Annotated in this window: 11 protein-coding genes; 8 read left to right on the top strand and 3 right to left on the bottom strand. The window is 68.9% G+C overall.

The window, feature by feature from the left end:
• The 7 genes from L3Q65_RS06965 to L3Q65_RS06995 all read left to right on the top strand — a co-directional run bounded on the left by L3Q65_RS06965 (position 1) and on the right by L3Q65_RS06995 (position 6,762).
• A complete protein-coding gene (locus tag L3Q65_RS06965; protein ID WP_182891792.1) occupies positions 1-1,041 on the top strand; it encodes an extracellular solute-binding protein in 1,041 nt (346 codons plus the stop codon).
• Complete coding sequence (locus L3Q65_RS06970; RefSeq protein WP_182892114.1) at positions 1,038-1,919, top strand: ABC transporter permease; 882 nt, start codon at positions 1,038-1,040, stop codon at positions 1,917-1,919. The genes L3Q65_RS06965 and L3Q65_RS06970 overlap by 4 nt, the downstream gene beginning before the upstream one ends.
• Positions 1,912-2,733, top strand: coding sequence for an ABC transporter permease (locus L3Q65_RS06975; protein WP_182891791.1), 822 nt, complete (start codon positions 1,912-1,914; stop codon positions 2,731-2,733). Before L3Q65_RS06970 ends, L3Q65_RS06975 begins: the two co-directional genes overlap by 8 nt.
• Positions 2,730-3,755 (top strand): ABC transporter ATP-binding protein, encoded by a 1,026-nt coding sequence (locus L3Q65_RS06980; protein ID WP_237599114.1) that lies wholly within the window; start codon positions 2,730-2,732, stop codon positions 3,753-3,755. Before L3Q65_RS06975 ends, L3Q65_RS06980 begins: the two co-directional genes overlap by 4 nt.
• The gene (locus tag L3Q65_RS06985; RefSeq protein WP_237599115.1) at positions 3,752-5,374 is read left to right on the top strand and encodes an amidohydrolase; all 1,623 of its coding nucleotides are present in this window, start codon (positions 3,752-3,754) and stop codon (positions 5,372-5,374) included. Before L3Q65_RS06980 ends, L3Q65_RS06985 begins: the two co-directional genes overlap by 4 nt.
• Positions 5,375-5,380: 6 nt before the next feature.
• Positions 5,381-6,019, top strand: coding sequence for a flavin reductase family protein (locus tag L3Q65_RS47460; protein WP_182891788.1), 639 nt, complete (start codon positions 5,381-5,383; stop codon positions 6,017-6,019).
• Positions 6,020-6,096: 77 nt separating this feature from the next.
• Complete coding sequence (locus L3Q65_RS06995) at positions 6,097-6,762, top strand: DNA alkylation repair protein (protein ID WP_237599116.1); 666 nt, start codon at positions 6,097-6,099, stop codon at positions 6,760-6,762.
• A 9-nt stretch (positions 6,763-6,771) separates the two neighbouring features.
• On the opposite strand, the gene L3Q65_RS07000 is transcribed toward L3Q65_RS06995, so the two are convergent.
• The 3 genes from L3Q65_RS07000 to L3Q65_RS07010 all read right to left on the bottom strand — a co-directional run bounded on the left by L3Q65_RS07000 (position 6,772) and on the right by L3Q65_RS07010 (position 8,494).
• Positions 6,772-7,473 carry a hypothetical protein gene (locus tag L3Q65_RS07000; RefSeq protein ID WP_237599117.1) on the bottom strand — a complete coding sequence of 234 codons (702 nt, stop codon included), beginning with the start codon at positions 7,471-7,473 and terminating at the stop codon, positions 6,772-6,774.
• A gap of 25 nt (positions 7,474-7,498) precedes the next feature.
• On the bottom strand, positions 7,499-7,750 hold the full coding sequence (locus tag L3Q65_RS07005; protein ID WP_237599118.1) for a hypothetical protein: 252 nt from the start codon (positions 7,748-7,750) through the stop codon (positions 7,499-7,501).
• A gap of 213 nt (positions 7,751-7,963) precedes the next feature.
• Entirely contained in the window at positions 7,964-8,494 is a 531-nt protein-coding gene (locus L3Q65_RS07010) for a hypothetical protein (RefSeq protein ID WP_237599119.1), read from the bottom strand.
• On the opposite strand from L3Q65_RS07010, the gene L3Q65_RS07015 reads away from it, so the two are divergent.
• The gene (locus L3Q65_RS07015) at positions 8,463-14,651 is read left to right on the top strand and encodes a DUF11 domain-containing protein (RefSeq protein ID WP_237599120.1); all 6,189 of its coding nucleotides are present in this window, start codon (positions 8,463-8,465) and stop codon (positions 14,649-14,651) included. The two genes, L3Q65_RS07010 and L3Q65_RS07015, sit on opposite strands and share 32 nt — an antisense overlap.
• Positions 14,652-14,840 lie beyond the last annotated feature (189 nt).

Genomic DNA, 14,840 nt, shown 5'->3' on the forward strand with positions numbered 1-14,840 from the left:
ATGAGACGCCGGATACCGACGCTGCTGTCCGCCGCGCTTCTGCTCACCACCGCCGGCTGCGCGATTTCCGAAGGCGGGCCGAACTCGCTCGTGTTCGTGTCCTACGGCCAAGGCGCTTACCAGGCGGGCCAGCGCGCCGCGTGGCTGGATCCGTACGAGAAGCAGACCGGGACCACGGTCACCCTCGACGGCCCGTCGAGCAACGCCAAGCTCAAGGCGATGGTCGAGGCGGGGAAGGTGACCTGGGACGTCGTCGACACCGACGCGTCCGCCGCCGCCGCGGTGTGCGGGAGCCTGCTCGAACCCGTCGACATGGGCGCGCAGGCCGCCGGGTTCCCGGAGGGCTCGCTCACCGATTGCGGGGTGCCGGACGCCTTCTTCGGCATGATGCTGATGTACAACTCCAAGGTCTACGGCCAGCATCCGCCGGCGAAACTCGCGGATTTCTTCGACCCGAAGCAGTTCCCCGGCCGCCGCATCATCTACGGCGGCGACCCGAGCGTCGGCACCATCGAAGCCGCGCTGCTGGCCGACGGCGTGCCGCGGGACAAGCTCTACCCGCTCGACATGCGCCGCGCGCTGCGGATGTACGACCGGATCCGGCCGCAGCTGGCCATCAGCAGCACCTACGGCGACCAGCAGCAGCGCATGGCGGGCGGACAGGCGGACCTGGCGCTGATCGTCAGCGCACGGGCGTTCTCGCTGCTCAAGGCGGGGGCGACGAACTGGAAGGTGGTGCCGGACATCCCGGTGCCGGTGACCTGGGACGTACTCGTGGTGCCGAAGGGGACGGCACGCGCCGAGGAGGCCAAGAAGCTCATCCGCTTCGCCTCGCAGCCGGCGCAAGCGGCGGACTTCGCCGCGCGGGCGGGCGTGGGACCGGCCAACACGGCCGCCCCCGCCGCCCGTTCGGAGATCGGCCGCCAGCTCGACATCTGGGGCGAGGGCAAGGAGGACTTGCGAGTGCTCAGCAACGTGCGCTATTGGGCGGCGAACCGGCCCGAGCTGGTGAAGGCGTGGTCGGATTGGACGACCGGATGACCGCCGTGGCGACTCGCGTCCCGGCCGTGCCGCGGGCCGGGCGCGAGAAACGGCGGACCTCGTGGCTGCTGCTCCCCGCCGCGGCGGTGGTGCTGGTGTTCTTCTTCTACCCGCTCGCCGTGATCCTGTGGCGGAGCTTCACCGAGCCCTCGTTCGGGGTCGCCAATTACCTGGCGGTGCTCGGCGACGAGGTGCAGATCCGCGTGCTGCTGCGGACCCTGCGGACCGCGCTGATCATCACCGTGGCGACGCTCGTCATCGCGTACCCCTACGCCTACGCGATGACCCTCGTCGGCCGTCGTGCCCGGTCGGTGCTGACGCTGCTGGTGCTGATGCCGTTCTGGACGAGCCTGATGGCGCGCAACTTCGCCTGGTACGTGCTCGAACAGCGCGGCGGCGTCATCGACCGGATGCTGTCGGCGATCGGCATCGACGGCGTCGTCCTGCTGGGTTCGGTGGCCGGCGTGACGGTCGCGATGGTGCAGGTGATGCTGCCGTTCATGGTGCTGCCGCTGCAAAGTTCGATGCTCAGCATCGACCGCAGCCTGCTGCACGCGGCGGGCAGCCTCGGCGCGCGGCGTCCGGTGGCGTTCCTGCGGGTATACGTGCCGCTGTCGATGCCGGGCGTGCTGGCCGGGGTTTCGGTGGTGTTCATCATGTCGCTGGGCTTCTACATCACCCCGGCGCTGCTCGGCACGCCGCAGCAGGCGCTGGTCGCGCAGGTGATCGGCACCCAGGTCAACGACCTGCTGGACTTCGCGGGTGCCGGTGCGCTCGGGACGATCCTCCTGGTCGTCACGCTCGTGGTGCTCGCCGTGCTCAGCCGTGTGGCCGCGCCGCTGGGCACCAGTGCGGCCGGAGGTGCCGACCGTGGCTGACAATCCGTCCATCAGCAGGGCCGCCGCGGTGCGGCAGCGGAGCCTCGGCTGGGGCCTGCGCGTCTGGGTCGCCCTCGTCGCGTTCGTGCTCGTCGCGCCGACGCTCGTGGTGATCCCGATGAGCTTCGGCGCGGGCTCGACGTTCGAGTTCCCGCCGAAGGACTGGTCGTGGCACTGGTACGCGGAGTTCTTCACCAGCAAGCAATGGCTGGCCGCACTGGCGAATTCGGTGCAGGTCGGGCTGCTCGCGGCGGCGCTGGCGACCGTGCTCGGCGTGGCGGCCGCGCTGGCGCTCGACCGGATGCGCAGCCGCGGCCGGGGCGTCGTCCGGCAATTGCTGATGGCTCCGATGATCCTGCCCGGCATCGTGGTGGCGGTCGCGATCTACGGCGTTTTCCTGCGCTGGCAACTGAACGGCACGATGCTCGGTTTCGTGCTGGCGCACGCGGTACTGGGGCTGCCGTTCGTGCTCACTTCGGTGCAGACCAGCCTCGCCGGATACGACCCGATCATGGAGAAAGCCGCGGCCAGCCTCGGCGCGCCCCGGTTCACGACGCTGCGCAAGGTCGTGCTCCCGATCATCGCGCCCGGCGTGCTGTCCGGCTTCGTGTTCGCCTTCGCCACGTCGTTCGACGAGGTCGTGGTCGCGTTGTTCCTGCAGACGCCGGCGATCAAGACGCTGCCGGTGAAAATGTACGAATCGATCGTGCTGGAAATCGACCCGACGATCGCCGCCGCGTCGAGCCTGATCGTCGTGTTCACCACCATCCTGCTGTTCGTCCCCGCCGTTCTGCGCCGAAAAGAGCAATCATGACTGACGGAATCGCGACCGCACACGTGACGAAGGCCTACCCCGGCGTCGGCCGGCCCGCCGTGGACGACGTTTCGCTGCACATCGCCGACGGCGAGTTCATGACCTTCCTCGGCCCGTCCGGTTCGGGCAAGACGACCATGCTGTCGATGATCGCCGGGTTCACCCCGCTCACGTCCGGATCGATCACTGTGGACGGTCAGGAGATCTCGCGGCTCAAACCGCACCGGCGGAACCTCGGCGTGGTTTTCCAGCAGTACGCGCTGTTCCCGCACATGTCGGTGGCGCGCAATGTCGCGTTTGGACTGACCCAGCGCAAGGTGCCGAAGCCCGAGATCGCGCGGCGGGTGGACGAGGTGCTGGAGCTGGTCGGGCTGTCGGCGGTGCGGGATCGGTTGCCGCGCCAGCTTTCCGGCGGTCAGCAGCAGCGCGTCGCCCTCGCACGCGCGGTGGTGTACGAACCGCGTGCGTTGCTGATGGACGAGCCTTTGGGCGCGTTGGACAAGAAGCTGCGCGACCAATTGCAGCGGGAGATCGCGCGGATGCACCGGGAACTGGGCATGACGTTCCTCTTCGTGACGCACGATCAACAGGAGGCGCTCACGTTGTCGGACCGGATCGCGGTGTTCAACGACGGCCGGATCGAACAGGTCGGCACGCCCGAGGAATTGTACGAGCGGCCGGTAACGTTGTTCGTCGCGCAGTTCATCGGGGAGTCCAACGCGTTGTCGCTGACGCCGGGGGAGGTGACTGTCGTGCGGCCGGAACGGTTGACCCTGCACACTTCCGCGGAGCCAGTCCCGAGTGGACACCAGCGGGCGAGCGCGCAGGTGACCGACATCGTGTACGTCGGCGACCACACGCGGATTTGGCTGCGGTATTCCGATGGCGCGCGCGGTTGCGCGGTGCTGTCGGCCGGGGTCGCGCACGAGCATCGGCCGGGGGACGAGGTGGTCGTGGCGTGGCATCCGGACCATCAGGCCGTGGTGCCGAGCGGCGGCGTTCCGGAATTGGCGGCGGTATGACTGAGGATGTGCTGCTGCGCGGCGGCGTGGTCCGGACGTTCGATCCGGTAGCCGGGACCGTTTCCGCGGTGCTGGTTTCGGACGGCCGGATCGCCGCGGTCGGCGACGACAAGACGGTTTCCGCCGCTGCCGCACCGGATGCGCGGGTCGTCGAGCTGGCGGGCCGGACTGTCCTGCCTGGACTGAACGACGCGCATTTGCACCTGGCTTTCCACGCCGCCGCCGGTCCGGAGTTCTGTGTGGACCTTTCCGCCGCCTCTTCGTTGGATTCGGTGGCTCGTGCGCTGGCTGACGCGCCGCCGGGGGAGTGGATCGTCGGCCGCGGCTGGCGGGAAACGACGATCGCCGAATTCGCCGGCGGCCGGGCGGCTCCGACCCGCGCCTGGCTCGACGGCGTGACTGGCTCGCAGCCGACCGTGCTGCACCACGCGTCGTCACACGAGGTGTGGGCGAACAGCGCGGCGCTTGAGCGAGCCGGAATCACCGCGGCGACACCGGATCCGGAAGCCGGGGAGATCGTGCGGGACTCCGCTGGCGAGCCGACCGGGATCCTGGTCGAGAGCGCGCAGGAACTGGTCGCTTCGCTGGTGCCGAAGCCGAGCCGGGCCGTCCGGCTGGATTCGATCGTGCGCGGCACGGAACGGTTGAACGCCCTCGGGATGACCAGCGTGACCGACCCGATCGTCCCGCCTGACCTGTGGCAGGACTACCGGGACCTGCACGCCGCCGGCCGGCTGCGGATGCGGATCACCGCGCTGCTGCACTGGAACTGGCCATCGCCGACGACCTCCGCCACCTCGCTCGCGCAGTTGCTGGACGAGACGGACTTCTCCGTCGGCGACGACCTGCTGCGGATCGGCGGCATCAAACTGTTCGCCGACGGGGTGCCGACGCACTGCACCGCGTGGATGCATTCGCAGTACCCCTCCGGCGGGCACGGCAGCCTGGTGACCTTCGGCCCCGACGACGACGCGCGCGTGCGTGAGCTGCACGAACTGGTCCTGGCCGCCCACATCCGGCGGGTTCGCGTGCAAGTCCACGTGACCGGGGACCGAGCCGCGGACGCGGTAGTCGACGCGATCGAGGCGGCCCAGGCGGCCGACCCCTGGCCGGCGGCACGGCACGCCCTGATCCATGGCACTTTCCTGTCCTCCGCCGTGCTCTCCCGCCTGGCTCGGTCGGGAATCGGGGTCATCACCAGCTCGCTGATGCGCACCTACAGCGGCCCGTCAATGGTCCGCGTGCTGGGCGAGGCTCGATGGGCCGACGCCTTCCCCGCACGAGCCCTGCTGGACCACGGCGTGGTGGTCGCCGACAGCTCGGACGCCCCGGTCACCGTGCCCGACTGGCGCCGCGGCGTCGCGACCTTCACCGGCTCGCCCGGCCCGAACGCCTACTCCGCGGTGGCCAGCCCGCTCACCAGGGAAGAAGCTCTGCGGCTGTGGACCACCGGCCCGGCTTGGCTGGAACACGCGGAGACCGCCAAGGGCACGCTCAGCGTCGGCTCCCTCGCCGACCTGGCGGTCTTCGCCCACGATCCGGTCACCGCTGCGGGCCCGGAGTTGCTGAGCGTACGGTCGGAACTGACCATGCTCGGGGGACGGGTAGTGACAGAGTGAGGTTTCGTGTACAGCAGCAATACCGACGCTGACCGCGGCGCTTTCGTGTGGATGGTGAAGAACGCCGTCGTCCCGCGGCCGATCGCGTGGGTGAGCACGGTGGACGGCGCGGGAGTGCGGAACCTCGCGCCGTTCAGCTACTTCGCGCCGCTGACCATGGACCCGCCGACAGTGCTCTTCTCGATTTCGGAAGCGCCGAAGGACACTTTGGCCAATATCGAGGCCACGGGCGAGTTCGCGATCACGATAGCGCTGAGCGGCCAGGAGGAACTGGTCGCGCGTACTGCATCCACAGTGGACTCCTCAGTGGACGAAGCGGAGCACGTCGGGTTGTCGTGGACGCCCGGGGTGCGGATCGGCGTGCCGCATCCCGCCGGGGCCGGCCCGAGCCTGGAGTGCACGCTGGTGAAGGTCGAGGAGTTCAGGGGCTCGCACCTGGTCTTCGGCGAGGTGGTGGGAGTGGCGGTGGACGACCGGCTGCTGCGCCCGGACGGACGGCTGGACCAGGACGTGTACCACCCGGTGGGCCGCATGGGCGGCGCGACGTTCACCCGGGTGGACAACTGGGTGCGGGCGCCGATTCCCGCTCCGGAGGAGTTCCTGGCCGGGAGTCAGCACTCCGCCCCCGGTGCGCAGCCCCGCTGACCGTTCCCCTCACGAACCGGCGAGCCGGCGGAAACCCGTATGCTCGGCCCTGTCCGCACCTGAGCAGGGAGGTTCCCGTGGCCGAAGCAACCCTTTCCGGGATCCTCGACCGCCTCGCGGAACTGCACGACCCCAAAATCCGGGCCGTCAACGAGAACCACGGCGACGACCACAGCGTCAACCTCGGCAAGCTCCGCGCCCTCGCGAAGGAGCTCAAAGCCCAGCCTGGCCTGGCCCGCGAACTCTGGCAGACCGGCGACACCAACGCCCGCCTTCTCGCGGTCCTCGTCGCGCGGCCGAAGCAGTTCGACCGCGACGACCTCGACCGGATGCTGCGCGAGGCGGGCACACCCAAGGTTCACGACTGGCTCCTCGCGAACATCGTCAAGAAGAGCCGCCACGCCGAGGACCTCCGCACCGCCTGGCTCGACGACCCCGATCCGGTGGTCGCGAGCGCGGGCTGGGCACTCACCGCGGACCGCGTCGCCAAGAAGCCCGACGGCCTCGATCTGCCCGGGCTTCTCGACGTCATCGAAGCCGAGATGAAAAGCGCCCCGCAGCGGTTGCAGTGGGCGATGAACCACTGCCTCGCCCAGATCGGCATCGAGAACCCCGGCCTGCGCGCCCGCGCGATCGGCATCGGGGAGCGGCTGGGCGTGCTCAAGGACTATCCGACGCCGCCGAACTGCACCTCGCCGTACGCACCGGTGTGGATCGCGGAGATGGTCAAGCGGCAGGGCTGACGAACAAGATCACGCCTCGGCGAGCGCGATGAAACTGCTCCAATCCGGATCGGACAAACCGAGCTGCGCACCGGCTTCAGCAAGCGCGGAAGCCGCGGAATCGATGAACCACGACGCGGTCAGCACCATCTTCGCCGCAGCAGCAGGATCGCGGCGGACTCCTTCGGGAGTCAGGTCCTGCACCTTGAGCGTATGGACGGCCGAGTCGAGCAACCGGGCGACCAGGCTGTAGGCGTTGGCCGCTTCCGTCGTGCGCGTCAGAGCCCGGAACCGCGGGCGGGCGGCTTCGACCAGATCGGGGACCAGCAGGGAGCGCAGGCGCGGCCATTCCGCCGTCATGTGGTCGTTCAGCCACCGGGACAACCGCTGGTACCGCACGGCGGCCTGCTCGAACCGGCTGCGCAGGGCGGTGATCTCCGCCGGTTCGGATTCGCCTTCCATGAACAGGATCCCGGTCGTCGCGACCACGGCCGGATCGTTGAGGTCGACGCAGCCGACGGCACCGTGCGCGGGGTCGAGCCGGTCGGGCGCGGAACTGCCCGACCACCGGGCGGCCAGCAGTTTCAAGGCGTTCGAATCGCGCCGCCAGGCCGCCGACTCCTCGAGTTTGAGCACCGAGTGGTACCGCTCGTGCTCGCGGTGATCGCGCGCCACCCGCACGTATCCGGCCAGTTCCGCCGGCGACGGACCGCCGCTCGCCTCTGCAGTCATGTCCTCGAGTCAACCAGAAAACGCCTCAGTCCAACGCGAGCGCTTTCCGGAGATCGCCGGCATTGCCCAGCAATTCGGCCGCCCCGGGACGGGTCGCGGACGCGGCCGGATGCGCGAACCGAACCTCCGCCTTCCGCTCGCCAAGGGAGAGCGGCAGCCGCCGCACGGCGAGCTGCAACGCGGTCCCCGGCAGGCCGATCGTGTGCACCGGCCGGTCCGGATGTCCGAACGCCGCGGCGAGCGATTCCGCGCCGACGCCGCACCGGCGGACGAGCACCGGGCTGTCGACGAGATCCCCGAACCGCGAGCGGGAGCGGTTTGCCGGCGGATGGCCGGGGCGGCTTTTCCGAGAAATATTCGCGGTGCGTCTGCGCGGATCCCGGCACAGTTTCGGAGGCGAATGGCAACACCTCCTCAGGGCGTGACGGGTGGTTCCGGAAATCTTCCCCGTTTTCGGCGCTGACGCCAGTTTTACCTGGTTGGGGTCCCCCTATGCGGTGATTCCGGGCTCGTGAACTCCCCGCCACGGGGGAGAGCGCGGTACGAATTTCCCTGCCTGGTGTCGATGAACGCGGGTAAGCAACTCGACAATTCCGTCCTTCTCCGTGGGAGCTTGTGTGATGGCCCGTAGTTCCGGATTCATGCGCTCCCGCGGGAAGCGCGCCGCCGCGGCGCTCGCGGCGGTTTTCGCTGTCGGAATCGCGAGTGCCGCGCCTGCGATGGGTGCGACCCTGCCGCCCAGCGTCAGCCCGGCGAGCCCGTCGTCGGCCTCGGCCTCGGCCTCGGCCTCGGCACCGGCACCGGCACCGGCTTCGACTTCGGCACCGGCTTCGGCGGAGACCAGCCCGGCTCCGTCCAGCACCACCCCGACTACCTCCGCACCGGCCGCCGCACCGCAACCGAGAGCGGCCGAGCCGAGAGGTCTCGGCACTCCGCGCAAAATCGGCCCCGACCCGGCCTTCTCGACGGTCGCCCACGGCGCGATCACGATGGCGTCGAACTCGGTCGTCAGCTGCGGCACCGTGCCGGCGTCCTGCGGGGAGACCGCGAACAACTCCGCCTACGGCTACTGGGTCAAAAGCGATCCGGCCGCGCCGGGCAACACCGCCTCGAGCGCGAACCTGACCGTCCCGCCCGGAGCGACCGTGCTGTCCGCCCGGCTTTACTGGCAGGTCAATCCGATCTCGTCGAACGCCGACTCCGGCGATCCGTCCCGCGCGAACCAGGTCGCGTTCAAAGCGCCGGGCGCCGCGACGTATCAGCGGCTGACCGCCGACACCTACGACTGGTTCGACGCGCTGGGCGGCGGATCCCCGCAGATCACCGCGCACGCGGGCGTCAAGGACGTCACCGATCTGGTCAAACAGGCGGGCGGCGGCTCCTACACCGTGGCCGACCTCCAGGCCTGCCGCGGCAACTCGGCCAACACCGCCAGCAACCTCGGCTGCTGGGGCGGCTGGTCCCTGGTCGTGGCGTATCAGCTGGACACCGATCCGCTGCGCTACCTGCAGATCTGGGACGGCTTCGACTGGGTCCGGGGCGGCGGCAGCCCCACCGCCACGAACATCGACCTGAACGGCATCCGCACCCCGGGCGACCACGCTCCCGCGGCCACGCTCGGGGTCGTCGTCGGCGACGGCGACGCCAACATCTCCGGCGACTACCTCGAATTCGGCCGGGACGCCTCGTCGCTGCAGCGGCTCACGCTGCCCGCGCCCGGCGGCACCAGCACGACCAACGCGTTCAGCAGCCGGATCGACCGGGTCACCGCGAGCGGCACCGGCAGCAACGTCACCGACCGCACGCCGAACCCGGCGAACAACTTCGGCTACGACGCGCGCACGGTCGACGTCACCGGCAAGCTGCCCGCCGGCGCGGACCGGGCGCAGCTGAAGGTCGGGACCACCGGGGACGCGCTCTACCCGCAGACGGTCTGGCTGATGGCCGAGGCCAACGAGCCCAACCTGCAGATCGTCAAGAGCAACGACCCCGAGGGCAACCTCCAGGAACGCCCGCCCGGCTGGGTCGGGCGCGGCGGCGAGATCGCCTACGGGCTCGACATCGCCAACCGGAACCCCGACGGCAGCACGACCAACCTGGACACCGCGACCGGCGTGGTCGTCACCGACACGCTGCCCGCCGGAGTGTCCTATGTGGCCGGTTCGGACCCGCGATGCACGGCGTCCGGCCAAGTCGTCACCTGCACTCTGCCCGATCTGGCCCCGGGACAGAGCACGCACATCGGCTTCCGCGTCACCGTTTCGCCGACGGTCGCCCCTGGCACCCGCCTCGACAACACCGCGTCAGTGGTCTTCCAGGGCAAGCAGACCGGCCGCGAACAGACGCGGACCAGCAACACCGTCCGCAACGTGGTCGCGGCGCCGGAGTATACGCTGACCAAGGTCGTGGACAAGGCGAACGCGCTGCCCGGCGACCAGCTGACCTACACCGTCACACTGGACAACACCGGCCACATCGCGGTGCCGCCCACGACCGTCACGGACACGCTCCCGCCCGGCACGACGTTCGTCAGCGCGGACACCGCGAGCGGCACCGTCACCGGCACCGGCCCGCTGCAATGGCACGCGGCGGCGATTCCGGTGGGCGGCCAGGCCACGATGACCGTGCACGTCCGGATCAACGACGCGACCATCGGCGCCACACTGATCAACCGCGCGAAGGTGACCGAAGGCCCGCCGCCGACCGTCCCGCCGGACCGGCAGTGCACGGACGACACCACCGCGTCCTGCGCGGAGACGGTGGTGCCCGGCACGAAAATCGAGATCGCCAAGACCGCCGACAAGGCGTCGGCGAACCCCGGCGACACCGTGAAGTACACGGTCGTCGTGCGCAACACCGGCCAGGTCGCGGCCCGCGGCGCGACCTTCACCGACGACCTGTCGAAGGTCCTCGACGACGCCGTCTACAACAACGACGCCGCTCCCGGTGCCCAAACCTCTTACACTGCACCGAAACTGACCTGGACTGGCGACCTGGCCGTCGGCGCTTCGGCGACGATCACCTACAGCGTCACGGTCAGGAATCCTGATCCGGGCGACCGCAAACTGGTCAACGCGATCACGTCGACGACCCCGGGCAGCAACTGCGCGGCCGGGTCCGCCGACCCCCGGTGCGGCACCACGACGCCGGTCTCCGGAATCCGGATCAGCAAGACCGCCGCTCCCGCCAGCGCCAAGCCCGGCGACACCGTGAACTACACCGTGACCGTCGCGAACACCGGCCAGACTCCGTTGTCCGGGGCGACTTTCACCGATGATCTGTCGAAGGTGCTGGACGACGCTGTCTACAACGGCGATGCGTCGGCTTCCGCGGGTGCGGTGAGTTATGTGGCACCGCGGCTGACCTGGACCGGCGACATTCCCATCGGCGGCACCGTGACGGTGACCTACTCGGCGAAGGTCAACAATCCGGACACCGGGGACCACAAGCTGGTCAACGCCGTCACGTCCACGACTCCGGGGAACAACTGCGCCGCCGGCTCGACCGACCCGGTGTGCTCTACGACGACTCCCGTGTCCGGGATGCGGATCGAGAAGAAGGCCGACAAGCAGTCCGCGAATCCCGGCGATCAGGTGACGTACACGGTCGTTGTCGCGAACACTGGCCAGACTCCGTTGTCCGGGGCGACTTTCACTGATGATTTGTCGAAGGTGCTGGACGATGCCGGGTATGCCGGTGACGCGTCGGCGTCGGTGGGTTCGGTGGCTTACGCCGCGCCTCGGCTGACCTGGACCGGTGATCTCCCGGTGGGTGCTTCGGCGACGGTGACCTACAGCGTCACCGTGAAGAATCCCGTGACCGGCGACCACAAGCTCGTCAACACGATCACCTCGACGACTCCAGGCAACAACTGTGTCGCCGGTTCGACGGATCCGGCGTGTTCGACCACGACGCCGGTGTCCGGGATCGAGTTCGCCAAGACGGTCGACAAGACCAGCGCGAACCCGGGCGATCCGGTCCGGTACACCGTGACCGTCCGCAATACTGGGCAGACTCCGTTGTCCGGTGCGACTTTCACTGATGATCTGTCGCAGGTGCTGGACGACGCTGTCTACAACGGCGACGGGTCGGCCTCAGCGGGTTCGGTGGCTTACGCCGCGCCTCGGCTGACCTGGACCGGCGACCTTCCGGTCGGCGGTTCGGCGACGGTGACCTACAGCGTCACGGTGAAGAATCCCGTGACCGGCGACCACAAGCTGATCAACACGATCACCTCCGCCACCCCGGGCAGCAACTGCGCGGCCGGGTCGGCCGATCCCCGGTGCGGCACCACGACGCCGGTGTCGGGAATGCGGATCGCCAAGTCCGCCGACCGGGACCAGGTCGTGCCCGGCGACAAGGTGACCTACACGATCACCGTCACCAACACCGGCCAAACCCCGTTGCCCGGCGCGACTTTCACCGACGACCTGTCCCAGGTGCTGGACGACGCCGGCTACAACAACGATGCCGCGCCTGCCGCGCAGGTCTCTTACACCGCACCGAAACTGACGTGGACCGGCGACCTGCCGGTCGGCGGTTCCGCGACGGTGACCTACAGCGTCACGGTCAAGAACCCGGATCCGGGGGACAAGAAGCTCCACAACGTCGTCACGTCCTCGACACCTGGCACCAACTGCCCGCCGGGTTCCGCCGATCCGTCCTGCTCGACCACGACGCCGGGCAAGGAACTGACGGTCGCCAAGACTGTCGACAAGCAGACCGCCAACCCCGGCGACAAAGTCACCTACACCGTGAAGGTGACCAACACCGGCCAGGTCCCGCTGCCGGACGCGAGCTTCACCGATGATCTGTCGCAGGTGCTGGACGACGCCGGCTACAACAACGACGCGTCCGCTTCAGCGGGCTCGACGACTTACACCGCACCCCGGTTGACGTGGACGGGCGACCTGCCGGTGGGAGCCTCGGCGACGGTGACCTACAGCGTCACCGTGCACAATCCGATCTCCGGCGACCACCAGTTGCGCAACACGGTCAGCACACCCGTGCCCGGCAACTGCGAACCCGGTTCGACGGACCCGAAGTGCTCGACCCTGACCCCGCTGCCGGGCATGACGATCGAGAAGAAGGTCGACAGGCCGTCGGCGAACCCCGGGGACAAGGTCACCTACACAGTGACTGTCACGAACACCGGCAAGACTCCGTTGCCTGGCGCGACCTTCACCGACGACCTTTCGAAGGTCCTCGACGACGCTGTCTACGGCGGCGACGCGGCAGCTTCTGCCGGTGCGGTGACCTACGCTGCCCCTCGCTTGACCTGGACCGGCGACCTGCCGATCGGCGCTTCGGCCACGGTGACCTACAGCGTCACCGTGAAGAACCCGGCGGGCGGCGACCACCGGTTGACGAACGTCGTCACGTCGGACACTCCGGGCGGGAACTGCCCGCCGGGATCGACGGACCCGCGCTGTGGCACGACGACGCCGGTCTCCGGCATCGCGATCAGCAAGGTCGCGGATCCCGCTAGCGCGAACCCGGGCGGCACCGTGAAGTACACCGTGGTCGTGCGCAACACCGGCCAGACTTCGTTGTCCGGCGCGACCTTCACGGACGATCTGTCGAAGGTCCTCGACGACGCCGCCTACAACGGCGACGCGACCGTTTCTGTCGGTGTGGTGACCTATGCTGCTCCTCGATTGACGTGGACTGGCGATCTCGCAGTGGGCGCTTCGGCGACGGTGACTTACAGCGTGACCGTGGCGAAGCCGGTGAAGGGCGACCACCGGCTGACGAACGTGGTGGTGTCGGATACGCCGGGGTCGAACTGCCCGCCAGGGTCGACGGACCCGCAGTGCGGGACGACGACTCCGGTCTCGGGCATGGATATCTCGAAGGTCGTGGACAAGAAGGAGGTGAAGCCTGGGGACAAGGTCACGTACACGGTGATGGTGCGGAACACCGGTCAGACTGTGTTGTCTGGTGCGACGTTCACGGATGACCTGTCGAAGGTCCTCGACGACGCCGCTTACGGCAATGATGCTTCGGCTTCGGTCGGTTCGGTGAGTTTTGCGGCTCCGCGGTTGACGTGGACGGGCGATTTGCCGGTCGGTGCCACCGCGACGGTCACCTACAGCGTCACGGTGAACACCCCCGTCAAGGGTGATTTCAAGCTGGCGAACGTGGTCACGTCGGACACACCCGGCGGTAACTGCCCGCCTGGATCCACCGACCCTCGGTGCGGGACGACGACTCCGGTCGCTGGCCTGGACATCACGAAGGTGGCGGACAAGAAGGACGTCAAGCCGGGGGAGAAGGTCACCTACACGGTGACGGTGAAGAACATCGGCCAGATCGTCCAAACGGGAGCGACGTTCACCGACGATCTGTCGAAGGTCCTCGACGACGCCGCTTACGGCAATGATGCTTCGGCTTCGGTCGGTTCGGTGAGTTTTGCGGCTCCGCGGTTGACGTGGACGGGCGATTTGCCGGTCGGCGCCACCGCGACGGTCACCTACAGCGTCACGGTCAACAACCCGGTGAAGGGCGACCACACGCTGGCGAACGTCGTCACGTCGGACACCCCGGGCACGAACTGCCCGCCGGAGTCGAAGGATCCGCGATGCGGAACCACGACACCGGTCGCGGGCCTGATCCTGGAGAAGAAGGCAAGCGTCACCGAGGCGAAGGCGGGAGACCAGGTCACCTACACCGTGACCGCGAAGAACACCGGTCAGACGGACTTGAAGGATGCCACCTTCACCGACGACCTGACCGGCGTCCTCGCCAACGCGGCCTACAACAACGACGCGACCGCCTCGACCGGCTCGACGACCTACACGGCACCGCGCCTGACCTGGACGGGAGACCTGCCGCTGGGTGCGATCGCGACGGTCACCTACAGCGTGAAGGTCAAGACCCCCATCGGCGCCGGGCAGAGCCTCCGCAACGTCATTTCCTCGACCACGCCAGGCACCAACTGCCCCGACGCCTCCACCGACGAGCGATGCGAGACGACCACCCCGCTCACGAAGACCCCGCCGACGCCGCCGGCCCCGCCGACAGTCCCGCCGACGCCGCCGGTTCAGCCGCCATCGCCGAAACCGCCGCTGGCGTCCACCGGCGTGGTGCTGATCCCGGTGGGAATCGCGGCGATCGCGCTGCTGGCCGCTGGTGGAGTACTGCTGCTGATCTCCCGTCGCCGCCGCTCCCGCCCATGACCGGCTGACGGTGGCCGGGCCTGCCGCGGTGGGGCGGGCCCGGCCACCGTCAGCGGACTCACCCAGGCGAGATCCGCTGACGAGCGCCATCAGACCCCGGAGGACCACACCACGCCGCACAGCAGGGCCGATCGAGCTCCGGTGCCCGGCAGCACCCCGTGTCTCTTAGTGGTCCTGGTTTGGTGCGCG

The organism is Amycolatopsis sp. FU40, from assembly GCF_021903635.1.
GTDB lineage: Bacteria > Actinomycetota > Actinomycetes > Mycobacteriales > Pseudonocardiaceae > Amycolatopsis > Amycolatopsis dendrobii.

Bases quoted from the DNA above. Each gene is read 5' to 3' on its own strand.
- L3Q65_RS06985 (WP_237599115.1), top strand. From the start codon at position 3,752: ATGACTGAGGATGTGCTGCTGCGCGGCGGCGTGGTCCGGACGTTCGAT.
- L3Q65_RS07000 (WP_237599117.1), bottom strand. From the start codon at position 7,473: ATGACTGCAGAGGCGAGCGGCGGTCCGTCGCCGGCGGAACTGGCCGGA.
- L3Q65_RS06980 (WP_237599114.1), top strand. From the start codon at position 2,730: ATGACTGACGGAATCGCGACCGCACACGTGACGAAGGCCTACCCCGGC.
- L3Q65_RS07015 (WP_237599120.1), top strand. From the start codon at position 8,463: ATGGCGTCGAACTCGGTCGTCAGCTGCGGCACCGTGCCGGCGTCCTGC.
- L3Q65_RS06970 (WP_182892114.1), top strand. From the start codon at position 1,038: ATGACCGCCGTGGCGACTCGCGTCCCGGCCGTGCCGCGGGCCGGGCGC.
- L3Q65_RS06965 (WP_182891792.1), top strand. From the start codon at position 1: ATGAGACGCCGGATACCGACGCTGCTGTCCGCCGCGCTTCTGCTCACC.